Source organism: Rhodobacteraceae bacterium IMCC1335 (genome assembly GCA_039640495.1).
Classification (GTDB): Bacteria; Pseudomonadota; Alphaproteobacteria; order Rhodobacterales; family Rhodobacteraceae; genus Thalassovivens.
This window is the reverse complement of the sequence record CP046864.1, coordinates 2,118,773-2,144,530: the sequence shown is the minus strand read 5'-3', so window position 1 is coordinate 2,144,530 and position 25,758 is coordinate 2,118,773. Positions and strand designations below refer to the sequence as shown.

At 51.3% G+C, this 25,758-nt stretch carries 20 protein-coding genes and 1 tRNA gene; 14 read left to right on the top strand and 7 right to left on the bottom strand.

Annotated elements, in window-relative coordinates; genetic code table 11:
* Nucleotides 1–10 precede the first annotated feature (10 nt).
* The 6 genes from GN241_10200 (at nt 11) to GN241_10175 (ending at nt 6,621) form a co-directional block, all read left to right on the top strand.
* Nucleotides 11–415, top strand: coding sequence for a VOC family protein (locus GN241_10200; GenBank protein XAT57700.1), 405 nt, complete (start codon nt 11–13; stop codon nt 413–415).
* Nucleotides 336–1,580, top strand: a complete 1,245-nt coding sequence (locus tag GN241_10195; GenBank protein XAT57699.1) for an aminomethyl transferase family protein — start codon at nt 336–338, stop codon at nt 1,578–1,580. The genes GN241_10200 and GN241_10195 overlap by 80 nt, the downstream gene beginning before the upstream one ends.
* Before the next feature lie 73 nt (nt 1,581–1,653).
* The gene (locus tag GN241_10190) at nt 1,654–2,559 is read left to right on the top strand and encodes an alpha/beta hydrolase fold domain-containing protein (protein ID XAT57698.1); all 906 of its coding nucleotides are present in this window, start codon (nt 1,654–1,656) and stop codon (nt 2,557–2,559) included.
* Nucleotides 2,556–3,809, top strand: a complete 1,254-nt coding sequence (locus tag GN241_10185) for a decarboxylase (protein ID XAT57697.1) — start codon at nt 2,556–2,558, stop codon at nt 3,807–3,809. Before GN241_10190 ends, GN241_10185 begins: the two co-directional genes overlap by 4 nt.
* 4 nt (nt 3,810–3,813) lie before the next feature.
* Nucleotides 3,814–5,328 carry an AMP-binding protein gene (locus tag GN241_10180; GenBank protein ID XAT57696.1) on the top strand — a complete coding sequence of 505 codons (1,515 nt, stop codon included), beginning with the start codon at nt 3,814–3,816 and terminating at the stop codon, nt 5,326–5,328.
* Nucleotides 5,329–5,850: 522 nt separating this feature from the next.
* Nucleotides 5,851–6,621 carry a pyridoxine 5'-phosphate synthase gene (locus GN241_10175; GenBank protein ID XAT57695.1) on the top strand — a complete coding sequence of 257 codons (771 nt, stop codon included), beginning with the start codon at nt 5,851–5,853 and terminating at the stop codon, nt 6,619–6,621.
* 228 nt (nt 6,622–6,849) lie between these two features.
* On the opposite strand, the gene GN241_10170 is transcribed toward GN241_10175, so the two are convergent.
* From GN241_10170 to GN241_10155, 4 genes are all read right to left on the bottom strand, one after another.
* Nucleotides 6,850–6,924, bottom strand: a tRNA-Glu gene (locus tag GN241_10170).
* 122 nt (nt 6,925–7,046) lie between these two features.
* Complete coding sequence (recJ, locus tag GN241_10165; protein XAT57694.1) at nt 7,047–8,786, bottom strand: single-stranded-DNA-specific exonuclease RecJ; 1,740 nt, start codon at nt 8,784–8,786, stop codon at nt 7,047–7,049.
* 10 nt (nt 8,787–8,796) lie between these two features.
* On the bottom strand, nt 8,797–9,768 hold the full coding sequence (gene glpX / locus GN241_10160) for a class II fructose-bisphosphatase (GenBank protein ID XAT57693.1): 972 nt from the start codon (nt 9,766–9,768) through the stop codon (nt 8,797–8,799).
* Between the two features lie 42 nt (nt 9,769–9,810).
* The gene (locus GN241_10155) at nt 9,811–11,097 is read right to left on the bottom strand and encodes a homoserine dehydrogenase (protein XAT57692.1); all 1,287 of its coding nucleotides are present in this window, start codon (nt 11,095–11,097) and stop codon (nt 9,811–9,813) included.
* A gap of 147 nt (nt 11,098–11,244) precedes the next feature.
* On the opposite strand from GN241_10155, the gene GN241_10150 reads away from it, so the two are divergent.
* The 8 genes from GN241_10150 (at nt 11,245) to ribD (ending at nt 21,143) form a co-directional block, all read left to right on the top strand.
* Nucleotides 11,245–11,847 (top strand): TetR family transcriptional regulator, encoded by a 603-nt coding sequence (locus GN241_10150; protein ID XAT57691.1) that lies wholly within the window; start codon nt 11,245–11,247, stop codon nt 11,845–11,847.
* A 353-nt stretch (nt 11,848–12,200) separates the two neighbouring features.
* Nucleotides 12,201–13,139, top strand: a complete 939-nt coding sequence (locus GN241_10145) for an NAD-binding protein (protein XAT57690.1) — start codon at nt 12,201–12,203, stop codon at nt 13,137–13,139.
* A gap of 117 nt (nt 13,140–13,256) precedes the next feature.
* Nucleotides 13,257–14,681 (top strand): glutamate dehydrogenase, encoded by a 1,425-nt coding sequence (locus tag GN241_10140; GenBank protein ID XAT57689.1) that lies wholly within the window; start codon nt 13,257–13,259, stop codon nt 14,679–14,681.
* 99 nt (nt 14,682–14,780) lie between these two features.
* Nucleotides 14,781–16,721, top strand: a complete 1,941-nt coding sequence (locus tag GN241_10135) for a DNA primase (protein XAT57688.1) — start codon at nt 14,781–14,783, stop codon at nt 16,719–16,721.
* Between the two features lie 111 nt (nt 16,722–16,832).
* Nucleotides 16,833–18,818 carry an RNA polymerase sigma factor RpoD gene (gene rpoD, locus GN241_10130; GenBank protein XAT57687.1) on the top strand — a complete coding sequence of 662 codons (1,986 nt, stop codon included), beginning with the start codon at nt 16,833–16,835 and terminating at the stop codon, nt 18,816–18,818.
* Between the two features lie 108 nt (nt 18,819–18,926).
* Nucleotides 18,927–19,355 (top strand): YjbQ family protein, encoded by a 429-nt coding sequence (locus tag GN241_10125; protein ID XAT57686.1) that lies wholly within the window; start codon nt 18,927–18,929, stop codon nt 19,353–19,355.
* A 222-nt stretch (nt 19,356–19,577) separates the two neighbouring features.
* Entirely contained in the window at nt 19,578–20,045 is a 468-nt protein-coding gene (gene nrdR, locus GN241_10120) for a transcriptional repressor NrdR (protein ID XAT57685.1), read from the top strand.
* 27 nt (nt 20,046–20,072) lie between these two features.
* A complete protein-coding gene (gene ribD / locus GN241_10115) occupies nt 20,073–21,143 on the top strand; it encodes a bifunctional diaminohydroxyphosphoribosylaminopyrimidine deaminase/5-amino-6-(5-phosphoribosylamino)uracil reductase RibD (GenBank protein ID XAT59248.1) in 1,071 nt (356 codons plus the stop codon).
* A gap of 23 nt (nt 21,144–21,166) precedes the next feature.
* Here ribD and GN241_10110 read toward each other — a convergent pair whose 3' ends face one another.
* The 3 genes from GN241_10110 to GN241_10100 are packed head-to-tail and all read right to left on the bottom strand — an operon-like array spanning nt 21,167 to nt 25,722.
* A complete protein-coding gene (locus GN241_10110; GenBank protein ID XAT57684.1) occupies nt 21,167–23,209 on the bottom strand; it encodes a capsular polysaccharide biosynthesis protein in 2,043 nt (680 codons plus the stop codon).
* A 3-nt stretch (nt 23,210–23,212) separates the two neighbouring features.
* On the bottom strand, nt 23,213–24,400 hold the full coding sequence (locus GN241_10105; GenBank protein XAT57683.1) for a polysaccharide export protein: 1,188 nt from the start codon (nt 24,398–24,400) through the stop codon (nt 23,213–23,215).
* On the bottom strand, nt 24,397–25,722 hold the full coding sequence (locus GN241_10100; protein ID XAT57682.1) for a capsule biosynthesis protein CapA: 1,326 nt from the start codon (nt 25,720–25,722) through the stop codon (nt 24,397–24,399). Before GN241_10100 ends, GN241_10105 begins: the two co-directional genes overlap by 4 nt.
* Nucleotides 25,723–25,758: the final 36 nt, after the last annotated feature.

Below are 25,758 nucleotides of genomic sequence, written 5' to 3'. Positions count from 1 at the left end.
GAGGGAAGACATGATTGGCTATGTGATGATCGGCACCAATGATCTGGATCAGGGCGCCAGATTTTACGATGTTCTTCTGGCACAGCTTGGATTGGTCCAGGTTGCGCGCGTGGAAACCTACGCAGCTTACGCCCCCAAAGCTGCAAAAGATGCAATTGAATTTTATATCACAACGCCCTTTGATCAAGGTCCTGCAACGCCCGGGAACGGAACGATGGTTGCGCTGGCCGCTCCAACAATGCAAGCTCTTGAACAGTTTCATAGGCTGGGTTTACAAAACGGCGGCAGCGACGAGGGCGCCCCTGGTCCGCGCGAAGAGGGCAGCGACATCTGCTATGCCTATATTCGCGATGCTGACGGGAATAAGATTTGTGCCTTCTATGATGGGGCGAAAGGGCAGGCTGCTGATGAATGAGCATCCTGCTCTTGATCCTGGGCATATCTTTCCAACCTATGTTGGGAGCAACGAATTATCGCCTTTTCATCATTGCTATGCCAATGATCTGACGGTGTTACGCCTGGCCGCGGGCCGTTTCTTTGCCCATCATAACGGCGATCCTCCGGAGTTGGGGTATTGGGCGCTACGACAACAGGCAGCGCTTTTCGACGTGCCCGAACGCCCTATCGAGATCTCTGGCCCTGATGCAGTTGCCTTTCTAGAGCGCATCGTCGCCAGACGGGTTGGCGATATGAAAATTGATCGCGGGCGCTATGCGCTGCTTTGTACCCATCAGGGTGGCATTTTTATGGATGGCATCTTGTTTCGACTGGCCGAGAACCGCTTTTGGTTTGTGCATCCTGATGGTGATCTAGAGCCATGGCTTTTGGCCCATAACCAGGGCTTTGATGTTACGCTCAGAGATCCTAAATCGCGGGTATTGCAGCTGCAGGGGCCAAACTCATTTTCTATCATGCACGAGGCATCTGCGGGCGCGCTCACTGAAAGTTTGAAATATTTTCACTCTGGCTTTTTTGATTTTGCCGGTCAGCAAATCTACGTGTCGCGCACGGGATGGACCGGAGAGTTAGGGTATGAACTCTACACCCTTGGCGGTCAAACAGATTGCCCGCGCTTGTGGGAGCATTTGATGCAAATAGGGGCCTCTCATGGTCTGGTTTTTAGTTCGATGCAGGCGATGAATACGCGCAGGATCGAGGCCGGCATTTTGGATAGCGGTAGTGATTTTGACATCTCTATGACCCCTTATGAGGCAGGGTTGGAGCGGTTTGTCGATCTAAGTAAAAAAGCCTTCATAGGCCGCGATGCTTTGAGAGCGGCCAGTTCTGGTGTTCGACTTTTGGGATTGCGCTGCGTTGCGGCCACCCCATGCGCCGGCGATTTAATCTTTAGCGGTCGCGCGCCCGTTGGGATGGTCACAACCGGTGCGCTTTCACCCTATTTGGAGTGCGGAATAGGATATGCCCGGTTTGATCATCCCGCCGACTGGTCTGGCAAAACGCTAACCTTAAAATCGCGGCAATCTGGCGAAGTTACTTGCAAGATCGTTGATCTGCCGTTTTATGATTCGGAAAAACGCTTGCCGCGCGGCTTGCCATTAAGAGGCGAAGGGCAGATCTGAACAATCCTATTTTTTGAATAGGGTCTAGCTTGAGCCATGGGCTGCATAGGTGACGCGGAAGGAGAGATATTTGATGCTCAAGGGACATCTCAGCGCTGAAGCTCAGCGTTTTCTTTGCAACGAGCAACCGGCGCCGTCGGGGCGCTCAGAGTCGACATTGGCGGATCTGCGTTCCGCGACAAAAGCCTATATCACTCCGGCTGTTAAGCAGGTTTTGGCGTCCACCAAGGTGACAACCCGACATATTGTCATCAACGATGTCGCGTGTTTAGAGGTAACACCGGCTCACATCACGGCATCTTGGCCGATTCTTTATGGGTTCGGCGGCGGGTTCATCCAGGGCAGTGCATATGAGGACTTAACCATCGCAGCGCCCCTTTGCGCGATGACCGGTGCTGCGCTGATCATTCCAAGCTATCGGCTGGCCCCAGAACATCCTTGGCCTGCAGCGATAGATGATGGGTTTTCTGTTTATCAGGCGCTTTGCGAACGGCCATTCGCTTGTGTTGGCGAATCTGCTGGGGGAAATCTGGTACTTGCTGCAATGTTGCGTGCAAAACGGGCAGGCTTGCCTTTGCCGCGCGCGGTCGCGCTTTTGTCTCCTTGGTGCGATCTTGATATGTCGAGTGACAGCCAGATGTTCAATGACCGGCGGGATCCATCATTGAGCATACAAGAGTCGAAAACGGCTGCGCGGCTCTATGCTGGCGATCATGACATCACAAATCCCGATATTTCACCAATTAACGGGTCTTTTGATGGCGCGTTTCCGCCCTGCCTCATTACAACGGGCACGCGAGACTTGTTGCTGAGCTTGTCCGTTCGTCTTGCACGCTGCCTTCGAGAAAGCGGCGTAGAGGTTGATCTGCAGGTTTGGGAGGGGCTGTGGCATGTTTTTGAATGGCAGCACCACATACCAGAGGCGCAGCAATCCATGCGCAACATTGCGGCATTTTTGAAAGGGCATTTGAGCCCATGAACCTATCTGACCTTCTCTCAACGGTGTTTGCGCGGCGCTATCGCCGCAGACTGCCTTTACAAAGTGATAGTCGACCTCTGAGCGCATTGGCAGATGACTTGGTTGGAACCACGGGGGAAATCTCTGGCTTGGCTATTGCCGATGATATCCTGTCGCGCTTCGAGATAATGGGTGACGCGCAGAAATTAGAGTTTTTTCAGTATCTTGCGACGGCGATGAATATTGATCCAGCGAACGTTCGGCGTACCCTTGAAGCTTATGAAAAAACACCGTCAAAAGCATCTTACCGCGCCTTTGCCTCAGCTGCAGAGCCGGCCCGACAGGAAATGGTGCGGCGTTTAAACCGTGTTCCAGGTGCCACAGGGGCTTTGGTTCGAATGCGCGCCGATCTCCTGCGGATTGGGCGGGGCATGCCAGACCTTGAAGCTTTGGATCTGGATTTCCGGCACCTCTTTGCCAGTTGGTTCAATCGCGGGTTTCTGGTTTTGCGCCCGATTAACTGGGAAAGCCCGGCGCATATTTTGGAGAAGATTATCGCCTATGAGGCCGTCCATACCATCGATAGCTGGGATGATCTGCGCCGCAGATTAGAGCCAACGGATCGGCGGTGTTTTGCATTCTTTCATCCCTCTATGCCAGATGAACCGTTGATCTTCGTAGAGGTTGCGTTGAACAAAGGTATTCCGGGATCGGTTCAAACGCTGTTGGCGCAGGATCGCAAAGCGCGTCCCGAAGCAGAGGCCGATACGGCAGTTTTTTATTCGATTTCCAATTGTCAGCCTGGTTTGGCGAGTATTTCGTTTGGCAATTCATTGATTAAGCAAGTGGTGTCAGATCTTGCTGCCGAGCTGACGGGGCTCACAACATTCGTGACTTTGTCACCCATTCCCGGTCTGACCAAGTGGCTTGCGCATGAAAACCACGCATGGGACTGCGATCAACCACGGCAGATGAAAGCATTGGCAGCCGATTACCTGCTGAATGCCAAAGCGCAGGATGGTCTGCCGGTTGATCCGGTCGCGCGTTTTCATCTTGGAAATGGCGCGATTATCCATGCTGTGCACGCAGATGCTGACATTTCAGAAAACGGAAGAAGCCAATCGGGTGGCGCCATGGTCAACTATCTTTACGATCTGCGTGATGTGTCGCAGAACCATGAGGCTTTTGTAAGCAACAAAGATGTGGCGGCAACTCCGGATGTACATGCCCTTGCCCGAGAAGCCGCGCGCGCGCGAACAGATGAAAGGTAACGCAATGGCAAACCCTCTTTATGATGGTCTTTTTGGTCGACATGCCGGCAAAACAACTCCTTTTTTGCATCTTTTGGATGGGTCAACGATTACTCATCAGGATTTTCTGAACCGCGCAGCCCAAATTGCCAATGTGATGCTCCAGCTTAACCTAAAGCCAGGTGATCGGGTCGCAGCTCAAATTGAAAAATCACCCGAAGCATTGGCCCTATATGCAGCATGTGCGCAAGCCGGTCTGGTTTTCCTGCCATTGAATACGGCCTACACAATCGATGAACTTGCCTATTTTATAGAGAATAGTGGAGCCTCGTTGATCGTTTGCGAGGGCCGCAACCAAGCGGCGCTGGCGCCTTTGGCTGGTAGGCTTGGGGCAAAAATAGAAACGCTGAATGCGGATGGAAGCGGCTCGCTCAACGCCAAGATGCAAAAGATGCCCATTCTTTTCCCAACGGTGGCCCGTAGCGAGAATGACCTTGCGGCCTTTCTTTATACATCCGGCACCACAGGGCGATCGAAAGGTGCCATGCTGACGCAGAAAAACCTGTTATCTAACGCATTGGCGCTGGTGGAGGCTTGGCAGTTTACGGCGGATGACATCTTGCTTCACGCCCTGCCGATTTTTCATACGCATGGTCTTTTCGTGGCAACCAACGTCTCGTTAATTTCGGGCGGCAGCCTTATCTTTCTTCCGAAATTTGATCTCGATGTGATCGTCAAATATATGCCCAAAGCAACAAGCTTAATGGGTGTCCCAACATTTTATGCGCGTTTTCTAGATGATCCGCGTTTTACCGCGGCATCAACCGCGCATATGCGGCTGTTCATCTCTGGCTCGGCGCCGCTTTTAGCCGAAATTCATTCCCGCTTTGAAGCGCGCACTGGCCACCGCATTCTTGAACGATATGGTATGACCGAAACCAATATGAACACTTCGAACCCCTATGAAGGCGATCGGCGCGCCGGAAGCGTGGGCTTGCCCTTGCCCGGGGTTGAAGTCAGGATCTGCGATGCTGATGGCCATGCATTGCCGCAAGGCGAAATTGGCGAGGTTGAAGTGCGCGGTGCCAATGTCTTTCAAGGCTATTGGCAAATGTCTGAAAAAACCGCTGCAGAATTGCGTGAAACCGGGTTTTTTATCACGGGTGATCTGGGGCGAATTGATGAAGATGGGTACTTGTATATCGTGGGTCGCAACAAGGATCTAATTATTTCCGGCGGTTATAATATCTATCCTAAAGAAATTGAGCTGGTGCTCGATGATCAGCCTGACGTTTTGGAAAGCGCGGTGATTGGCGTGCCCCATCCAGATTCTGGCGAAGCGGTCTTGGGTGTTATCGTTGCAAAACCAGGCCAATCTCCTGATCTTGACACGATGATGGATGCTATGCGCAGTGCGCTTGCTCGCTTTAAGCATCCGCGCAAATTAGTCCTGCTTGATGAATTGCCGCGCAATACGATGGGCAAGGTTCAAAAGAATGTTCTGCGCGGTCAATATAAAGACATGTTTGCATTGACTTGATCCGCGCTTTAGGGCGCCCAAGCGCCTGCTATTGCGGCTAAAGGGCTCTGAATTAACGTTTCTTTGACGCCTGTGCGGTCAACAAACTTGGCGTGTTTGTGTCCTACAGAAACAAGTTTTGACCACGTAAGATCTCGAATCTGACGACGGCGTGTTTCAGGAGGATATGCAGATAATCTGTCTATTGAGCCACCAAGCTCGTAACAGGATTAAGACCAAATCTAGCTGAAAGGGGCCAATGTGTGATCCAAGCGTCGCTGAATATGATGAGCATCTTCATCACCCTGGCGCAGAATGGCTTGAGCATATAAGATTTAATTGAATTACGTTACGGCTGGCCTCCCTTTCATTCATGAAAGCTGCAGTCAACATATTGCACGGCGCTCTTTACTTTGTTGATAAATTGGCGTCATTTGAAAAACAAAGAGAAAGCACATTAATTCATCTGCAATTCGATTCTTACGGGTCTGATATAATGCGGAAATTACAAGTTTATGATACGGATTTTCCGAGGATAAATTTATGTCGAGCCCATGTACAAAACTCTCTGTTAATATCAATGCCGTTGCGTATTTGCGCAACCGTAGAGACGTGCCGTGGCCCAGCTTGCTGGATGTATCGCGTGCAATTCTGGATGCAGGTGCGGATGGTATAACCGTTCACCCACGGCCAGATCAGCGCCACGTCCGGTTTACAGATGTTTTAGATCATTCGGCGCTGTTGCGGTCTGAATACCCAGACGCGGAATTTAACATCGAAGGGTATCCAACAGATGCCTTTATTGATCTGGTGCTTGCCGCAAATCCTGATCAGGTAACATTGGTGCCAGATACACCAGAGCAATCAACATCAGATCATGGTTGGGACTTTGCCCAGACCAGTGACATGCTAACGGAAGTGATTAACGTTCTGAAAGGCGCGGGGCTGCGTGTGTCGCTATTTGTCGACGCGAATACGTCGGACCCGATTTCAGCGTCGGCAGTTGGAGCTGACAGGATTGAGTTTTATACAGGACCATATGCCAATCAAGTTGAACCATCCCAAATCGATGCTGAGTTGAACAAACTCCATGAAGCGGCGAACGTCGCGCGTGATACCGCATTGAACGGCGTGCCCTTGGTGATGAATGCAGGGCATGACCTGACCACTGAGAATATTCCCGCTTTGTTAAAAGCTGTGCCAGATTTGGTCGAAGTTTCTATTGGCCATGGCATTACCGCCGATGCGCTGATGATGGGATTTCCCGCGGCGGTTAAACGATACTTGCAGGCGTTAGGACACAAAGTAGAATAACCCATTCTACACTGTGCGTAATCTGTTCAGATATGTCCGGCTTGGTTACAAAAAGTTGAAACCTATCTGCGGGACTTGCCATTATTCGGCAAGATATTCTCTAACGGAACTGCCAAGACCTATGGGGATCAGAACTGGGAATAGCATTTGGCTGGCTTTTAACGTCAGAAATCACGCGCACAAACATGCTATTACTCAGGGTACGATGTTTAAATAGGGCAATGTTGGTGGCAGCCCGTAGGGGAATCGAACCCCTCTTTCCAGGTTGAAAACCTGGCGTCCTAACCGATAGACGAACGGGCCACTATCTCGTGCCGTGTCTTTAGGCAATGACCAAGGGGCTTGCAAGCGAAATTTGAGTGATTTTTAAAAAATCTACTTTTTATTAAATTGGGCGTGTTAAAACCGTCTGCTGGCATTTGAATCTAGGCCAGCGCGGCATCATCGAGCACCAATTGAATGGATTTTCGTCCGTTCCAGATGTTCAGGTTTAATTTTCCTGCCAAGTGAAACCGTTTTCCCCCATGCGCAAGCAAAGCAGGGCCAAGCGCCGTTTGAAACGCATTAAATGCAATTCCTTCAAGCGCGGTGCCCTCGGGATCTTGCGCGCGAAACTTGAGGTGCTGATCCCCAACGCGCTTTGCAAAAGACAGTCGCATATCGCTAAAGGCAAAGCGCGGCGTAGGAGCCCCCGATCCGAAGGGCCCAGCTTTTTCCAGATCTTCATAAAGCTCGAGTGAAGCTGCAGAGGCCATCAGCAACGCATCGAGTTGTAAATCTCTTGCGCCCCCTGCGGCGCTGCCTTGTTTTGCCAGTAAGTCAGACAAACGCGCCATTGCCGGCGCCAGCTGGGCTTCTGTTAGGCTCAGACCAGCCGCCATTTTATGTCCGCCGCCCTTTTCAATCATTCCTTCTTGCACCAATTTTTGAATTGTCGCGCCTAGATCAACACCGCTGACGGATCTGCCCGAGCCCTTGCCCGAATTGCCGTCAAATCCAATGACGATGGCTGGGCGATTGGTGGTTTCTTTTAACCGCGCGGCGACAATGCCCACAACGCCTGGATGCCAACCCGCGCCGGCGGCCCAGACAAGGGGGCCGTCTAAACCGCGCTCGCTGGCTTGCTCGATCGCCGCTAAGCGCACGCTTTCTTCCACGTCTCTGCGATCTTGGTTCAACTCTTCCAAGCGTTCAGCTAGGGCTTGTGCGTGAGAAGGATCATCGCAAATAAGCAATTTCGCCCCCAAATCCGCTTGTCCGACGCGGCCGCCCGCATTGATGCGTGGGCCTAAAACAAATCCAAGATGATAACTGCTGGGCGGGCTTTGTAAGTTTGCGCAATCTGCAAGGGCCGTTATGCCAAGGCGTTTGCGCTGCGCCATAATGCGCAGACCTTGGCGGACAAAGGCGCGGTTCACCCCGATTAAAGGGGCAACATCGGCGACCGTCGCCAAAGCCACCAAATCGAGCATTTGCATCAAATCTGGCCCTGATTGATCCATTTTTCGCAATTGTCGACCCGCCTCTACAAGGCATAAAAATACCACAGAGGCAGCGCATAAATGCCCAAGGTCACTGTCTTCATCTTGACGGTTGGGATTCACAACCGCGCAGCATTGGGGCAACATCTCTGCCCCTAAATGATGATCTAAAATGATCACTTCGGCAGGGTGCGCCGCCTTCACAGGAGAATGGCTCAGCGTTCCACAATCAACACAGATGATCAGATCATGATGTTGCCCCAAGTTTTGCATTGCTGTCTCATTGGGGCCATATCCCTCCTCAATTCTGTCCGGTATGTAGAGTGTTGCGGCTTGGCCAAAATGTTTCAGCCAGTTGATCAATAATGCTGCGGATGTGGCCCCATCAACATCATAATCCGCAAAAATCGCGATCCGCTGTTTTTTGAGCATCGCCTCAATCAAGCGGCTGGCCGCCTTATCCATATCGCGCAAACGTAAGGGGTCTGGCAATAGGTCACGCAATTGCGGGTTCAGATAGGGTTTGGCCTCTTGGTCAGAAATATTTTGCCGCGCCAACACCGCAGCGACGGCAAAAGGCAGGTCATGGTTTTGTGCAATTGTTTCAGCGGCACGGCGCGTCGCGTCTGATGGCCCCACCCAGGGACGACCGGAGATCGAAGACTCAACGTTTAGAAAGGCCAAACCATCTCCTTTATTCGCGTGGCTCCGTGGGAACGCGATAGCTCATTCGGCGCACCGAGCCAGTTTTCGAGCGCATCAGCAAGGTTTCGGTTGTGCGAAATCCAATCTCACGCTTGATCCCCGGCAAGAGCGAACCGTCTGTCACGCCGGTTGCCGCGAAGATCACATCTTGAGTGACCATGTCATCGCGCGCATAGATGCGATTTAAATCGGTTATACCGGCTTTGTGCGCACGGTTTTTCTCATCCTCATTGTGAAATAAAAGCCTGCCGAAAATTTGCCCGCCCATGCATTTTAAGGCAGATGCTGCCAAAACCCCTTCTGGGGCCCCGCCATCGCCCATGTAAATATCAATGCCAGTGATGCTGGGCTCTGCGCAATGCATAACACCGGCTACATCCCCATCTGTGATCAGACGAATGGCTGCCCCCGTGCTGCGCACTTGTTCAATCATTTTTTCGTGCCTTGGTCGATCAAGGATGCAGGCCGTCAAATCAGAAGCAGAACAATTTTTGGCAGAGGCCAGCGTCATAATTCGCTCCGCTGGGCTCATATCAAGATTCAGCAAATCATCGGGAAAACCGGGCCCAATGGCTAGTTTTTCCATATAAACGTCTGGCGCATGCAGCATTGAACCGCGTGGACCCATAGCGATCACGGTTAATGCATTTGGCATATCTTTGGCGGTCAGCGTGGTGCCTTCCAGCGGGTCCAAAGCGATATCTACCCCGGGGCCATTGCCGGTGCCTACTTCTTCACCGATATAGAGCATAGGGGCTTCATCGCGCTCGCCTTCTCCAATCACCACCACCCCAGCAATATCCAGCTTGTTTAACTGGTCGCGCATCGCGTTCACGGCGGCTTGATCGGCAGCTTTCTCATCACCCCGGCCAATTAAATCAGCTGATTCTAGCGCCGCAGCTTCTGATACGCGCGCCAGCCCCAAAGACAGCATCCGATCCCTAAAATCCGTTTTGGTCATTTTTGTTTTAATTCCTTTTACTGGGTGCAAAGGGTGGTTTGCTCAAACCGTTTCAATCCGAAGCGCCACCGGCTGGCCCGCTAATACATTCGTGTTCGGCAATTCTTCCAAGGCTTTGTTTAAGCTCTGGCGCGAGGTTTTATGCGTAACGATCAAAACCGGAGCGGTTTCTTCGGAATGGCCGTATTGGCGCATGCGATCGATCGAGATCCCTTTTTCAGCTAAGATAGCGGCAACGCGCGCCAAAGCCCCCGGTTTATCGAGCAATTGAAGCCGAAGATAAAACGGGGCAGGCGTCACGCTTTGTGTGGTTTGCGCCTGTCGAAGCGATTTGGCGGGTTGCCCAAAGGTGCTGATGCGCGTTCCGCGGGCCAGATCACAAATATCGGACAGAACCGCGCTTGCGGTGGGGCCTTCACCGGCACCCGCGCCGCGCAGCACAATTTGCCCCACATTGTCACCTTCCAGCACCACCATATTGGTGCCGCCTTCCAATTGCCCCAGCGGCGATTGCGCGGGCACCAAGCAGGGGGTCATGCGCTGCTCCAACCCGCGATCGGTGCATTGAGACACCCCCAGCAGTTTGATGCGAAACCCCATATCGGCGGCCTGTTCGATATCATCGATCGAAATTTGGCCAATGCCTTCCAGCTCTACGCCCTCAAAATTTACCTCCGTGCCATAAGCAATCGAAGAAAGTAAAGCCAGTTTATGCCCTGCATCAATCCCGCCCACATCCAGTTCGGGATCTGCTTCTAAATAGCCCAGCGCGTCGGCTTCGGAAAAAACATCGGCATAGGACAAACCTTCGGTTTGCATGCGCGTCAGGATGTAATTGCAAGAACCGTTCATCACGCCCAAAATGCGGGTGATCTCATTGCCGGCCAACCCTTCGGTTAAGGCTTTCACCACTGGAATACCCCCCGCAACAGCGGCCTCAAAGCGCAGCACCTTACCGCCGCTTTCAGCTTTTTCGGCCAGCTTTTGTCCGTGATGCGCCAACAGGGCTTTATTCGCCGTGACCACATCTTTGCCTGCGTGCAAGGCGGCCTCTGTTGCCTCTTTGGCCGGCCCTTCATGGCCGCCCATCAATTCAATAAATATATCAATGTCAGAGCGCTTGGCCAAAGCAACTGGATCCGCCTCCCATGCATAGGGCGATAGATCAATTCCTCGGTCTTTCTGCGCGCTGCGTGCAGATACTGCCGTAATAACTATCTCGCGCCCCGTGCGCTGGCGCAACAAGGCGGTTTTTTCTGTGACTATTTTTACAACACCGACACCCACGGTGCCCAATCCGGCAATTCCCAGTCGTAATGGAGCGCTCATCTACAATCCGATTTTCTACATAAAAACGATTCCTGATCTAGCGGTTTCACCGCAGCGCTGCAATCACTCTGTGCTTTATTCGGCAAAAGACTGACAGAATTTCATCTGGTGCTTTTATCTGAACAAGTGTTCATATATTGTTATGTTATGGCTCGAACCTCTGGATCTCATGCGTTAAAAACTGGCCCAAAAGTCCGACAAGCCGCTTTAAAGCTGTTTGCGCTTTACGGATATGCGGCTGTCTCTATGCGCCAGATTGCGGCAGAGGTGGGCGTGCAAGTGGGCGCGCTGTATAATTATACACCGGATAAACAATCCTTACTCTATGATTTAATGCACGCGCATCTCACCGATTTATTGCAGGCTTGGCGGTCGCAAAAAACGGATATCGCCCCCGAGACACTGGTGTTGCAATTCGTGACTTGCCATTTGAATTATCATCTGGACAAATCAGAGGCTGTTTTTATCGCCTATATGGAGTTGCGCAATCTCTCGGAGCTTAATTTTGTTAAAATTGAAACCCTGCGCAAGAGCTATGAATTGGAGCTGGAATCCATCATCACTGCAGGACAAAGGACGCGTGTTTTTTCGGTTGAAGATCCAAAAATTACAAGTTTTGCTATTTTGGGCATGCTGAAAGAGGTGAGCACTTGGTTTGACGGCGAGGGCCGCTTAACAAAGGATGAAATTATTGCGCTTTATTGTGATCTTGTGCTTCGCATGTTGGGCGTACCCGCCAGCAAATCCTAATCTGCTTTTCATGACTTAAACCAGTGATCGCGTCGAAAGGCGTGGCCTGCTGCCGAGCGGTGTTTGATTTTTTCAGGCTTGCCTAAGTAAACTGACCGCGCCCCGTGGACAGATCCGCGTGTTTAAGAGTTAATATGCCGCAAAAACCGGATTTACAGACAAGCTGGTTGTTTAGAAATTGGAAAATGGCTTTTTTGAACTGAGCGCTGGAATTCTTAATTTTTCTTAAAAATAAAAGCGTTTGAAATTGGGCAAGCTGCGGAGCTGGGAAATATTCGACTCTGCAAGGTCGGAAATAGACGGAACAATGGGTTGGAAAGCCCTAAGTTTTAGAAAAAACCAGGAGAAATAAGATGCAGGTCGGATTTATTGGATTGGGAAATGTTGGAGGCAAATTATCAGGCAGTTTGCTGCGTAATGGCGTGTCTTTACAGGTTCATGATTTGGACGAGGCTTTGGTGGAAGCGTTCGTGGTAAAGGGCGCTAAGAACGGAGTAAGCCCAGCTGAAATGATGCAAAGCTGTGATATAGTGATCACTTGTTTGCCAAATCCAGCCGCTTCTGCCGCGGTGGTTCAAGCGATGCTTGCGCATGTAAAGCCCGGTAAAATCTGGTTGGAAATGTCAACCACAGATGAAGCGGAAGTCAAACGTCTTGGTGCCTTGGTGCAGGCCAAGGGCGGGCAAGCCGTGGATTGTCCTGTTTCAGGCGGGTGTCATCGCGCAGATACGGGCAATATAAGCATTTTCGCCGGCTGTGACCGGCAGAGTTTTGAAGCGGTTTTGCCATTTCTTGCAAAAATGGGGCGGCGCATTTTGCATACCGGAGATCTGGGGTCTGCCAGTATTCTTAAAGTGATCACAAATTATATGGCCACGGCCAATCTGGTGTCTTGCGCGGAAGCCTTAACCGTCGCCAAAGGGGCGGGCATGGATCTTAAAGTGGCCTTTGAAGCTTTGAAAATATCTTCGGGCACGTCATTTGTACATGAAACAGAAAGCCAGCTGATCTTAAATGGCAGCCGTGATGTATCGTTCACGATGGATCTGGTTGCAAAAGATATTGGCTTGTTTCAAGAGGTTGCAGATCGGGCTTCGATACCGCTCGAGTTGAGTCCATTGTTAATCTCTATCTTTCAGGATGGGATTAAACGCTTTGGAGCGCGTGAGTTATCCCCGAATATTATCAAGCGCTTAGAAGAGGCGACAGGGTTAGATGTACGGGCAGATGGTTTTCCGGCCGAATTGATTGATGACGAGCCGGAACAGCCCGGCTATGAGGTGCGCGTTTAGTTTAAAGAGCTTTCGCGTTTTAACCATTAAAATTGTTCTTAGGGTTGTTGGAAATGTGATATGCGAGGGGAGTAACGAGCTTTTATTTTCATATTTATGGTTTAGGGAGATTGCAGGATGAAAACGGAAATTAGCTTTCGCGAAAGCGTTGAAAGAATGTTTGACCGGGCAGTTCTCTTGATTGATTTGCCGGACGGGTTGGAAGAAAAAATCCGGATTTGTAATGCCACTTATACAGTGCGGTTTGGCGTGCGTTTGCGCGGTGAAATAAAATCTTTCACGGGATATCGCTCGGTACATTCTGAACATATGGAACCTGTAAAAGGGGGCATTCGGTATTCGTTAGGGGTGAACCAAGACGAAGTGGAAGCTTTGGCGGCGCTGATGACCTTTAAATGCGCTTTGGTCGATACGCCGTTTGGCGGCTCTAAAGGTGGGCTTTGCATTGACCCAACGCTCTATGAAGAGCATGAACTTGAGTTGATTACCCGCAGGTTTGCCTATGAGCTGATAAAGCGTGATTTGATCCATCCCAGCCAAAACGTACCCGCGCCGGATATGGGCACGGGGCAACGTGAAATGGCATGGATTGCAGATCAATATGCCCGCATGAACACAACCGATATCAATGCCAAAGCCTGCGTCACTGGCAAGCCGATGAACGCGGGTGGAATCGCGGGGCGGGTTGAGGCCACGGGGCGCGGTGTTCAATATGCGTTGCAAGAATTTTTTCGCGAGCAATTAGACCTTCAGCGCGCAGGGTTAAGCGGGTATTTAGAAGGAAAGCGCGTGATCGTTCAGGGGCTTGGCAATGTCGGGTTTCATGCCGCAAAGTTTTTATCCCAGGAAGATGGCGCCAAAATTATCGCCGTGATCGAACGCGATGGTGCGCTCATAAACGAAACCGGGCTGAATGTTGAAGGTGTTGCAGATTGGAGAAATACAACAGGGGGTCTTAAAGATTACCCGGATGCTGTCTTTGTGCCAGAGGGCACAAAGCTGCTTGAGCATGATTGCGATATATTGATCCCGGCGGCTTTGGAAGGTGTGATCAATTTAGATAATGCAGCGCGCATCAAAGCGCCGTTGATCATCGAAGCAGCAAATGGGCCCGTCACGGCGGGCGCTGATGAAATATTGCGCGAAAAAGGCTGCGTGATCATTCCGGATATGTATGCAAATGCGGGGGGCGTAACCGTCTCTTATTTTGAATGGGTAAAGAATCTCAGCCATATCAGATTTGGCCGGATGCAGCGCCGTCAGGAAGAGGCACGCAGCCTCATGTTATTGGCCGAATTGGAGCGCCTCTCAACCCAAATGGGCGCTGATTGGAGTATGAGTGCAGATTTTAAAAAACGCTTTGTTCAAGGCGCGGGTGAGTTAGAGCTGGTGCGCTCGGGTTTGGATGACACGATGCGCGCTGCGATGCAGGCAATGCGGGCGCTTTGGCATAGCGATGAAAACGTCACCGATCTGCGCATCGCAGCTTATTTGGTAGCCATTCGTAAAGTCGCAGAGAGTTATCAAACAAAAGGGCTTTAAAGCCGGATCGTGCTTTCCTGAATTTCGCGGAGGCGTAAAAAGCCGGTTTCTTTTTGCTCAGTACTAGACTTCGCCTTAGGAAGCTCCGATATTCAGCCCATGAGCCTGCCAGTTGGATTTTTGGATGAGTTGCGAAGCCGCGTCAGCATAAGTGCTGTTGTGGGCAAGAAGGTCACATGGGATCTGCGTAAATCCAATCAGGGCCGCGGTGATATGTGGGCGCCATGCCCATTTCATCAAGAAAAAACGGCCTCGTTCCACGTGGAAGACACCAAAGGTTATTTTTATTGCTTTGGCTGTCAGGCCAAGGGCGATATTATTACATTCGTAAAAGATACAGAAAATGTGAGCTTCATAGAGGCGGTAGAGATTTTGGCCGCAGAGGCTGGTCTGAGCATGCCGGCTCGCGATCCGCAGGCAAAAGAGAAAGCGGATCAAAAAGGTGCGCTTGTCGATGTCATGGAGCAAGCGGTTCGCTTTTTTCGCTTAAGCCTGAAAACAAACGCCGCTGCTGATGCGCGGCGCTATTTGTCTGGGCGTGGGCTATCTGAAGAGGCGCAAGCGCGCTTTGGCATTGGCTTTGCGCCAGAAGATCGTACTGCGCTTATAAATCATTTTAAAGATGCCGGTGTTGCCCCTGAAAAGCTTATTGAAACTGGCCTTTGTATCCAGCCCGAAGAGGGCAGAGCCCCGTATGACCGGTTTCGTGGACGGATCATGTTTCCTATTCATGATGCCCGTGGGCAGTGCATTGCTTTTGGCGGGCGCGCGCTTGATCCGGCTGCCAAGGCCAAATACCTCAATTCTCCTGAAACTGTTTTGTTCGATAAAGGGCGCACGCTTTACAATATGGGCCCTGCCAGAAAGGCCGTTGGACCGGATCAGCCATTGATTGTAGCCGAAGGGTATATGGATGTAATCGCATTGGTTGAAGCGGGCTTTGAGGCCGCAGTTGCGCCGCTGGGCACAGCCATCACTGAAACCCAGCTTTCGCTGTTATGGCGCATGACCCCCGAGCCTATTGTGGCACTTGATGGCGATAAAGCGGGCTTGAGAGCAGCCTATCGATTGATCGATTTGGCGTTGCCGGCGTTGGAAGCCGGCCGTGCTTTGCGGTTTGCCTTGATGCCCGAAGGCCAAGACCCAGACGATCTCATTCGCCAATCTGGGGCTGGCGCCTTGCGCAAATTGCTACAAAAAGCGATGCCAATGGTTGAGCTGCTCTGGCAGCGCGAAATGGCTGCTGGACCGTTTGATAGCCCGGAGCGCAAAGCCGGCTTGGATAAAGCGTTGGCAACTAAAACTAAGTTGATCAAGGATCACGGCCTGCGGTTGCATTATGAAACGGCGCTGAAAGATTTGCGCTGGGCCTTGTTTCGAAACCATGGCAAGCGGGGCGGCAAGCGTGGTCAAGCGGCAAGCCTGCCGGGAAAACCTCAGCAAAGCACCAAGGCCTCAGCGCTCGCCTCAGGTAATGACAGGGTTGCCCAATATATCCATGAGGCGGTGATCGTTGCGGCCCTGCTGGTCTGCCCAGCTGTGTTGAAGGATGTGCGCAGCTTACTCGAAGGTGTTGATTTTGATGATCAAAATTTAGATGCAATGCTCCGCATCATGGTGCAAAGCAAAAATCAAACGCGCTCTGAGTTAGAGGCGCAGATTGCCGCTGCGCTAGGGCCTCAGGTGATCGAAAAACTGTTTTCTGCTGGACATGTGCGCATGGCCGCCGGTTTGCTGAATTCGGATCAAACACAGAATGCGCGCGCTACAATTTTGGAGGCTTTGGGGAAACTTTCCAGCCAGAAAGGTCTGGCCGCAGAATTAAAAGAGCTGCAAGAGGCCGGAGAGGAGGCCTTGGATGAAACCGCTGTTTGGCGTCTGAAGGAAGCTGCTAGGGCGGGGCATAATGCTTTAAAAACAGTCCAAGAAGATAAGGTTCAATATCAGATGGCGCGGAACGGTGCCCGAATCAACCGCAGCGAAAAAGACCGATTCGATGAAATTTTGGGGGGGATTTCGTTTCATAAGCCAAAAAACTGACTAAATAGAGAGATATCGGTAAATAAAGTGCTGTAAACGGGGTAGCCGAATCATCTGATTCCGTTATCTCTTGTCAGAAACGAATCACCCGCGTTAAATTAGGAGTGCTGAATGGCCGCTAAAGACACCGACGATCGCAAGACAGATGATCAGGACGCCGAGATCTCCCTTGATATGAGTCAAGCCGCGGTCAAGAAAATGATTGGTGAAGCGCGTGAACGTGGTTATATAACATATGATCAACTTAATCAGGTATTGCCACCTGATCAGGTTTCTTCCGAACAAATTGAAGATGTGATGTCGATGCTGTCTGAAATGGGCATCAATATCATTGAAGATGAAGAGATCGAAGAAGAAGAAAAAGGAGCCACGGATCTGGTCGCGGTGACAGGCGGTAAAGATGTGGCGCTATCCTCGGGAGAAACCGAAAAGCTTGATCGCACCGATGATCCCGTGCGCATGTATCTTCGTGAAATGGGCTCGGTTGAGCTGCTCAGCCGCGAAGGTGAAATTGCGATTGCCAAACGGATCGAGGCAGGGCGCAACACGATGATCCTTGGGCTATGCGAAAGCCCTTTGACGTTTCAGGCGATCACAATTTGGCGCGATGAATTGCTGAGCGAAGAGATTCTGCTGCGCGAAGTGATCGATTTGGAAACCACCTTCGGCAATCAAATGGAAGAAGATGGTGAAGGCGAAAATGTTCTGGCAACCGGCAATGTCGCGGTTGGGCAGCAAAAGGAGGCCCAATCCGAAGAGTTGGATGCAGATGGCAATCCAATACTGAGCGATGACGATGATGATGACGATGAAGACGATCAGTCCAACCTGTCTTTGGCAGCGATGGAAGCGGCGTTGAAACTTCAGGTGCTTGAAACGCTTGATCGTATTGCATCCGACTATATAAAATTATCCGATATGCAGGATTCGCGGATTTCTGCAACTTTGAATGAAGATAGCAGCTTTACTGAGACAGAAGAGGCAACATATCAGGCATTGCGCGCTGAAATTGTCGAGCTGGTCAACGGGCTTCATTTGCACAATAACCGGATTGAGGCACTGATTGATCAGCTGTATGGGATCAACCGGCGCATCATGCAGATTGATAGTTCCATGGTTAAATTGGCGGATCAAGCGCGGATCAACCGCCGCGAGTTCATCGATGAATATCGGGGCCATGAACTCGATCCCAATTGGATAGAACGCATGGCTGAGAAACCCGGCCGGGGATGGCAAATGTTCATCGAACGCTCCACCGATAAAGTGGAAGGGTTGCGCAATGATATGGCGCAGGTTGGTCAATATATCGGTTTGGATATAAGCGAATTCAGACGCATAGTGGCGCAGGTTCAAAAAGGCGAGAAAGAAGCCCGCCAAGCCAAGAAAGAAATGGTTGAAGCAAACCTGCGTTTGGTGATTTCAATTGCTAAAAAATACACGAACCGCGGCTTGCAATTTCTTGATTTAATTCAAGAAGGTAATATCGGCCTGATGAAGGCTGTGGATAAGTTTGAATATCGGCGTGGGTATAAGTTTTCAACCTATGCGACATGGTGGATTCGCCAAGCGATCACCCGTTCGATCGCTGATCAGGCGCGAACCATTCGTATTCCTGTTCATATGATTGAAACCATAAACAAGCTGGTGCGCACCGGCCGGCAGATGCTGCATGAGATTGGGCGCGAACCAACGCCCGAGGAATTGGCTGCTAAACTCCAAATGCCGTTGGAAAAAGTGCGCAAAGTGATGAAAATCGCCAAAGAGCCGATTTCACTGGAAACCCCGATCGGCGATGAAGAAGATTCGCAACTGGGTGATTTTATCCCAGATTCTAACGCAGTCTTGCCATTGGACAGCGCAATTCAAGAGAATCTGAAGGAAACCACCACGCGCGTGCTGTCATCACTCACGCCGCGGGAAGAGCGGGTTTTGCGCATGCGCTTCGGGATTGGCATGAATACGGATCACACGCTTGAAGAAGTGGGGCAGCAATTCAGCGTGACGCGCGAGCGGATCCGGCAGATCGAAGCCAAGGCTTTGCGCAAATTAAAGCACCCGTCACGCTCGCGCAAATTGCGTAGTTTCTTGGATCAATAAACACGCTACTTGGCCGGTTTACAGTCAAGATGCATTCAATGCATCTGGTGAAGTTAGGGCGGTTTGATAAGCGCAAGCCAAATGTGAGAAACCAGTTGAGCGGGTATGATGCAAAAGACTTTCATTGTACAAACAGATGGTCCGCGGCTGTATGAGCTTACCGATCGGATCGCTCGGTGGGTGCAAGGTAACGGTCTGGTAAATTTATTCGTTCAGCACAGTTCGGCAAGTTTGTTGATTCAAGAAAACGCTGACCAGGATGTGCGCTCTGATTTAATGGCGTTTTTTGATCGTTTGGTGCCGCCGGCAACCCATCCTTCCATGTCATATTTGACTCATCTTTATGAAGGTGCGGATGATATGCCGGCGCATATAAAAGCCGCGCTTTTACCGACATTTCTAACTATTCCACTGCATGAGGGCCAATTGGCATTGGGGACGTGGCAGGGGATTTACCTGGTCGAACATCGCGTGGCGCCGCATCAGCGTCGGATCATTGCCTCTGTCTTGCGCGATCAGCTGCCCGCGCCCATGTAAATGCGCTGCGCCCTGTTAACCATTTTTTGAACGCGTCTTCTGTTTCTGTACAGGTATAGTGGCGCTATAGGTGTCTGGGCAGGCCTTATGAATTTGATCAAAATCTATCTGTAGTGATCAAAAAAGCAGACTACACAAAGCGTTGCGGTTGCCCTATAGTGCTCGTGTAAAACAGTCTTTGGCCCGCAAATTCGGGCCAGTCTTATGCCAAAGGATATGCCAATGCGTTGCCCGTTCTGTGGGAATATTGATACTCAAGTGAAAGATTCCCGCCCCGCTGAAGACCATGTTGCAATTCGACGCCGTCGGTTTTGTGCAGCTTGCGTGGGGCGCTTTACCACTTATGAGCGGGTGCAATTGCGCGATCTTGTGGTGATAAAGTCGAATGGACGACGCGAAGATTTTGATCGCGACAAGCTCGAGCGCTCCATTCGTATTGCGCTGCAAAAACGGCCAATTGAAAACGAGCGGATGGAGCAAATGATTTCGGGGATCGTACGGCGTCTGGAAAGCCTTGGCGAAACCGATATTAATTCAAAGAAAATCGGTGAGATCGTTATGGAGGCGCTGGCGCGCATCGATACGGTGGCCTATGTGCGCTTTGCGAGCGTTTATAAAAACTTTCAGGCTGCCGATGATTTCGATAAATTTGTCAGTGAATTGAGGCCCAATATACCCACTGAAGAATAGGCCAGGTCAGTGCAAGATCACCAGTTCATGACGCATGCGCTGGCTTTAGGGCGGCGCAATCAAGGCCAATGCTGGCCCAATCCGGCAGTGGGCTGCGTGATCGTAAAAAAGGGACGCGTTGTTGGCCGCGGTTGGACCGCGATAGGGGGGCGTCCGCATGCAGAAGCACAGGCGTTGAAACGCGCGGGCGCGTTGGCAGCGGGCGCCACTGCCTTTGTCACGTTAGAGCCCTGTGCGCATCAAGGGCAGACCAGTCCTTGTTGTGATGCGCTGATTGCGGCCAAAGTTGCGCGGGTTGTGATTGGTGCGGCAGATCCAGATCCCCGGGTTGCGGGGCGCGGGGTGGCAGCATTAAAAGCTGCTGGCATTGAGGTTGTTGAAGGAGTAGAGGCAGAGGCTGCTGCCTGGGATCACGCGGGCTTTTTTAATCGGATTCTGCGTGGCAGGCCGCATATAGCGTTGAAAATGGCGGCCAGCTTTGATGGCAAATCGGCGATGGAAAATGGCGAAAGCCAATGGATTACCGGGCCTTTGGCGCGGCGATGGGTGCATGGGATGCGGGCGCGCTATGATGCCGTTTTGGTTGGGGGGGGGACGGTGCGCCGTGACAATCCCAATCTGACCGTTCGGGATATCGGCATTGAGCGGCAGCCGGTACGTGTGGTGGTTAGCAATGGCGCTGATCTTCCCGAGACCCATCACTTGGCGCAAACGGCGAAAAGCGTGCCTGTCTGGATCTGCCATGGCCCTCAGGCCGATAAAGCGCGCTTACGGGCATGGCAAAAGCTTGGGGCGGTGTTGATCGAATGTGCGGCGGATAAAAACAATCTTGACCTTAAAGATGTTGCGCAGCGTTTGGCGCAAAAGGGCCTGACACGGGTCTTTTGCGAAGGCGGAGGGGCACTGGCAGCGGCTCTGCTGAAAGAAGACCTTGTCGATGAGCTGATGGGAGTCACTGCGGGGCTTGTGCTGGGCGCGCGCGCCGAGCCGGTGATCGGGGATTTGCCCATCAATCACTTGAAAGAGGCAAAGCGCTTCGTTGCGCATAAGGCGCAGGCCATTGGCCCCGATCTGTTGCAAATTTGGCGGCGCTGCTAGGTTTGTTTCGTACAAATTCTGGCTTAACGCCAAAACGGATCGGGCTTGGCAAACCAACCCTGCAGTTTGGCGAGCGCTCTGTTCGCCTGGCTTGGGCGATGCGCACTGGGGTCCAGCAATCGATCTACCACCACTTCAACGGGGCAAGCCCTGCGCGTGACTGGATCAAAGTAGCGCGGGTATATTATCAGGCATCCGTATAAAAATTCCTGCAAGGTTAGGCCGAGTTTGCGCCGTGCGATTTTAGGCCCTAGATCATTGGTGAATCCCCAGCCTGCATAAAATGGTTGCCCATATGTTGTAACGGAAATACCGCGTAGCAGCGCTTCAAACCCCATCAGTGATGTGCCAGTGTGCACCTCATCACAGCTCTCAAGGGCCTGCGCTGCGCCACAATTTTCGAGGCAATCATCGGCATAGCGCAGAACAGTTTTTTTAGGTAAGGCGCAAAGCCTTAAATTGCTTTCCACATCCGGGTGCGGCTTATAAAGAATAAAGGCGTTTAGATTGGCGCGCCTAACGCGCTTTAAAAGCGATAGATTGTCACCCTTTGGGCCACCGCCGCACAGCACAGAGGCATCATCGGCAACTTGTCCCGGCACCAGGATGCAGCTTTTTTCTTGCTGCAGGTTATAGGCTCTATGAAGATTGTATTTTGTCAGATTATGGTCAATCAACCGCCTTTGCAGCGTTTTGATGCGCCGCGTCTGATCCGCGCGAAGCGGCGGCATTTTTAACAATATGCGCTCAAGCCGACTTTCTTGGGAAGGGTCGTAATAAATGCCAAGATCGTCACAAATTAGGGAAAGCGGCGGCACCAAATTAGCCCCCAAACCCTGCGAGCGCAGGAACCCGTCTTCGATGCGCGTGACAGATGTGCCGGCCGATGGTTGTGCGCTGGCCCAAACCATCCTTTTGCGCGAGTTCCCTTTTAGGCCTTCGCTGGGTGTGTTTTGAAATTTCACGGATTTGTATCGGCCAAAAAAAGCCCGAAAATGCCGCCGTTTCCACCGGCTAATGCCCGAAGCAGACCAGCCTTGATGATCTTCGCGCCACGTGCGGGTTTTGGCTTCCAAATTGTCTAATATGGTTTCTAAACTGCATAAGCGGTCCCGATAGGCATCATACCAAATTGGATATTTAATCATTGCCGCCAAAAACAATTGGCTAGAGCTAAGCTTTCGGCTTCGCCAAGGCATAGGCTTGTGATCCACTGTTAAGCCCCAGCCTGCATAAAAAGGTTGCCCAAATATATGGGGGCGGTGCCCCGCTAAAATCGCCTCAAAACCTAGCTGTGACGAAAAGCTATACACTGCTTTGGCGCGTTCCAAGAGATGCCAGGGCGAAGTTGCGCGATTGAAAAGCGTGATCTGTGGGCTATCGCAATGCCGCGCTGAAAAATAACCTTCGCGCAGATTGAACCGCGTTTCTGGGTGGGTTCTGATAATGATTTTATGATCGGGGAAATGGGCTTTTGCGTGGGCAAGCATTGCGTCGAAGTCTATTTGCCCGCCGCCAGACGCGCGTACAGCACCATCGCCGCGGGTTTGATCGATCAGCAAAATGAACCCGGGTTCGGGAAGCGGCATGCGCGGATCAAAGGCTGAATATTTGGAAAGGTGCTGGTCTTGAAGCCGAGATATTGCGTCTTCTGCGCGCTGCAACTCGTGTGGATCGTTTAGCGGTTCATGCTGCAGAATCTGTTCCAGATCGCTGGGTTGCGCCGGGTCGTAATGGAAGCCCCCTTTGTCGAGCATTATGCCGATCGGGGGCTCCTTACCTAACCGAGCGGGAAAAAGAGATCGTAAAAATGCATCTTCGCAATAAAGAAGTGGTGCGTTGAAAAGCTTAGCTATCTTTTGGCCACGCCGCGCGGCTGCCGATTTTCCCCAGATCAGAACTTCAGCTTGCGCAAATGGAAGGCCCAGCGTCAGCTGATATCCTGATAGTGCCAGAATACGTGCTACGCAGCGCTTGTGTAAAAGGCCTAAACTATACCAAAAAACAGGCTTTTGGTGCAGTGATTGAACCACGCGGCGTTTTTTATGAGCGAGAGGCGCTTGCATCGCTTAGCGTTTTAACGAGAGCGTATTCGCGGATTGGTTGATCGTGTTTACAGCGTCTAAAGATCCGGTAACGGCGGCAATAAGCTTGTTCCATTGGGTAAAGGCGGCCTCGGTAACGTAAACGGTATCTTGATCACGGATGGTGAAATCGCGGGCGATAAAGATGCCTGTTGGCTTTGTTAAATCCAAAATATAAACAATTTTAACCTCGCCAGTTAGATCCGAGCGGCCCAAGACATGATTGGCGGTTTTGGCGGCCTCATTGCGAAACACGAAAATGCCCTGTGGGTCAGAGGTAACGGGCGATAAGCCCCCCACCAAGGCCAAGGCTTCGATTGCCGAGATCGTTTGCGTGGGAAACCCGATGCGCGCTTGTGTGCCCGTGGATCCTAAAGAGGTGAAGGCGCGTGTGTCGGTCTCGACAAGAACTCTATCTCCTGCACGCAGCGAAATATCGGTGTTCGGGTGGTTATAAAGGTCTTGAAACCAGACCTTTTCCAAAAGACTTCCGCGTAAGATGGTGATTTGCGCCACCTCGGGTTCGATGGTCACGCCGCCTGCTCGGGCCAGCATGGCACCCAGCGTTCGCGTTGGGCGTTCTATAGGATAGATGCCCTGTTGCACCACGGCGCCAATCACCGATACGGTCGCGCCATCTCCCGAGCTGCGGCGCACTTGCACCTGCGGGTCAGGGGTTTGCACCTGCAAGATTTCCGTTAAATGCTGGCGGATCGAGTCAGGTGTATGCCCAGCTGCTTTGATCCGCCCAGCATAGGGAATGAAAATATACCCCTCGCCATCCACTTGTACTTCGTCAAGGATCGTTGAATTGCTGTTTTGAGCCGCCAAAAGACTGCTTTCCACGCTTTCCCAAATCGTCAGGCCTAATGTATCACCGGGCTGTATCGTATCAGAGCCCAGGATGGCGGCTGATTTGAATTTATTGGAAAAGCCCAAGGCAGGGATACTAGCGGTTTTTCGTGCAACGGCGGCGTCAACTTCGACAATAAGATTTTTTTCAGTGGTGTTTAAATCGGCAATAATCTCTGCTCGCGTCGGGCCAACTCTGGGCAATTCGCACGCCATAACGCTGCTTAAACAGATAAGCCCCGCGATCTGGCGAGCCAGCCATCTGCGCGATGCCGGTTGAAAGCGATACGACCGTATAAAACCGATAGGTAAGGGGATCATTCGGCTGCCACCAATGCAGCTGCGGAGGGTAGGGATGCTAAACCATCCTGCTTATTATGGGTGGTCTCACCCTTTAAATAGGCGGTATAGGGGTCTAGTGGATGAAACATTTTCTTTGCAAGGCGGGCAATTGCTTGCTGCCGCCCGGCTTTTGAATAAAACCCGCCAGGTATTTGCGATGTCAGTAATAAAAAGTTTCGAAACGCCCGATAGGCTGGAAGATTTGGAGCTTTTGGGTCTGCAAAAAACGCATCAAGCGATTGCTCGGAGACAAATTTATTTTGATTGTAAATCGCCTTTCCCAGCGTTTTAACTGGAATACCTCGCCATAAGGCTTGTTGCCCGGCGGTTGAATTGACGGTCACAACGCTGAGTGCGGGATCTAAGACATGCGCGAGCTTGCCGCCGGGAAGATAGTGAATACGCCTGTTAATATCGAATTTTGCACCTAGTCTTCGCAAATGATACGCGATCTCTGAACGACCGTCTTCCAAAGGGTGCGCTTTGATCACAAGATGATGATGCGGCGCGGCGTTATTTGCAAAACTTCGAAGAACGAATTCAAGAAAACTGGCGTTCGTTTTGAAGGGAGAGTGGTTTTGAATTGCGCTGTCATGCTGCAATTGCATCAAAATCAAATGATAGGGATAGGTCCGAAACTTTAAGGTTAAATTTGCCCAGAAACGTGCCGCCATTCGCGCTGGCGTAAAAATCAATTGCTTCAGATGAAGCCGAAATTCCTTCCTAATGCTGATCTCTCGATGCGAGGTAAAATTGGGAAATTGACGATTGGCGCACAGAATGCACCAATGATAGACGGCGCCATAGAAAATATGCTCGCGCATATCCCCCCAATGACAGGGAGCAGGCACGGTATCTGGATTGAGGATCAAGTGATCTGGAACAACGGCGCTCTGCGCTAAGGACATTAATTTTGAATTTCCATTGCTGCCGTTGCGCTCATAGGTGATCCAATAGGGTCTTAAATAGCCTTCTTCAAAGATATGAACGTTTATACCTTTGGCATGCGCGGCTTGAATGGCAGTTTTATGGAAGGGGCGCGTGTCGTTATAGATCACAAGATCTGTGATCTGCTTTTCTCGAAATTCTCGTTGCAAAAACCCGCTCCACGCATCGATTGGTAGAGTGAAAGGAATAAAACTTCGCTTATTTGCCCAAAAGGTTTTATCGCCCTGATTAAAGCCAATTTGGCTGGTGGCGTGGCCATAGCTTTCAAGCGCACATGCCAGCTGTGAAAAAAAAGGTCCATGCGGCCCTTGTAGAAAAAGAAACATACGTTTTTTCTGCAGGTCATTGTTCATAAGCGTGAAATGTTCCATATCTATACAGGCCAAGGG

Bases quoted from the DNA above. Each gene is read 5' to 3' on its own strand.
- GN241_10200 (XAT57700.1), top strand. From the start codon at position 11: ATGATTGGCTATGTGATGATCGGCACCAATGATCTGGATCAGGGCGCC.
- GN241_10195 (XAT57699.1), top strand. From the start codon at position 336: ATGCCTATATTCGCGATGCTGACGGGAATAAGATTTGTGCCTTCTATG.
- GN241_10190 (XAT57698.1), top strand. From the start codon at position 1,654: ATGCTCAAGGGACATCTCAGCGCTGAAGCTCAGCGTTTTCTTTGCAAC.
- GN241_10185 (XAT57697.1), top strand. From the start codon at position 2,556: ATGAACCTATCTGACCTTCTCTCAACGGTGTTTGCGCGGCGCTATCGC.
- GN241_10180 (XAT57696.1), top strand. From the start codon at position 3,814: ATGGCAAACCCTCTTTATGATGGTCTTTTTGGTCGACATGCCGGCAAA.
- GN241_10175 (XAT57695.1), top strand. From the start codon at position 5,851: ATGTCGAGCCCATGTACAAAACTCTCTGTTAATATCAATGCCGTTGCG.
- glpX (XAT57693.1), bottom strand. From the start codon at position 9,768: ATGACCAAAACGGATTTTAGGGATCGGATGCTGTCTTTGGGGCTGGCG.
- GN241_10155 (XAT57692.1), bottom strand. From the start codon at position 11,097: ATGAGCGCTCCATTACGACTGGGAATTGCCGGATTGGGCACCGTGGGT.
- GN241_10150 (XAT57691.1), top strand. From the start codon at position 11,245: ATGGCTCGAACCTCTGGATCTCATGCGTTAAAAACTGGCCCAAAAGTC.
- GN241_10145 (XAT57690.1), top strand. From the start codon at position 12,201: ATGCAGGTCGGATTTATTGGATTGGGAAATGTTGGAGGCAAATTATCA.
- GN241_10140 (XAT57689.1), top strand. From the start codon at position 13,257: ATGAAAACGGAAATTAGCTTTCGCGAAAGCGTTGAAAGAATGTTTGAC.
- GN241_10135 (XAT57688.1), top strand. From the start codon at position 14,781: ATGAGCCTGCCAGTTGGATTTTTGGATGAGTTGCGAAGCCGCGTCAGC.
- rpoD (XAT57687.1), top strand. From the start codon at position 16,833: ATGGCCGCTAAAGACACCGACGATCGCAAGACAGATGATCAGGACGCC.
- GN241_10125 (XAT57686.1), top strand. From the start codon at position 18,927: ATGCAAAAGACTTTCATTGTACAAACAGATGGTCCGCGGCTGTATGAG.
- nrdR (XAT57685.1), top strand. From the start codon at position 19,578: ATGCGTTGCCCGTTCTGTGGGAATATTGATACTCAAGTGAAAGATTCC.
- ribD (XAT59248.1), top strand. From the start codon at position 20,073: ATGACGCATGCGCTGGCTTTAGGGCGGCGCAATCAAGGCCAATGCTGG.
- GN241_10110 (XAT57684.1), bottom strand. From the start codon at position 23,209: ATGCAAGCGCCTCTCGCTCATAAAAAACGCCGCGTGGTTCAATCACTG.
- GN241_10105 (XAT57683.1), bottom strand. From the start codon at position 24,400: ATGATCCCCTTACCTATCGGTTTTATACGGTCGTATCGCTTTCAACCG.
- GN241_10100 (XAT57682.1), bottom strand. From the start codon at position 25,722: ATGAACAATGACCTGCAGAAAAAACGTATGTTTCTTTTTCTACAAGGG.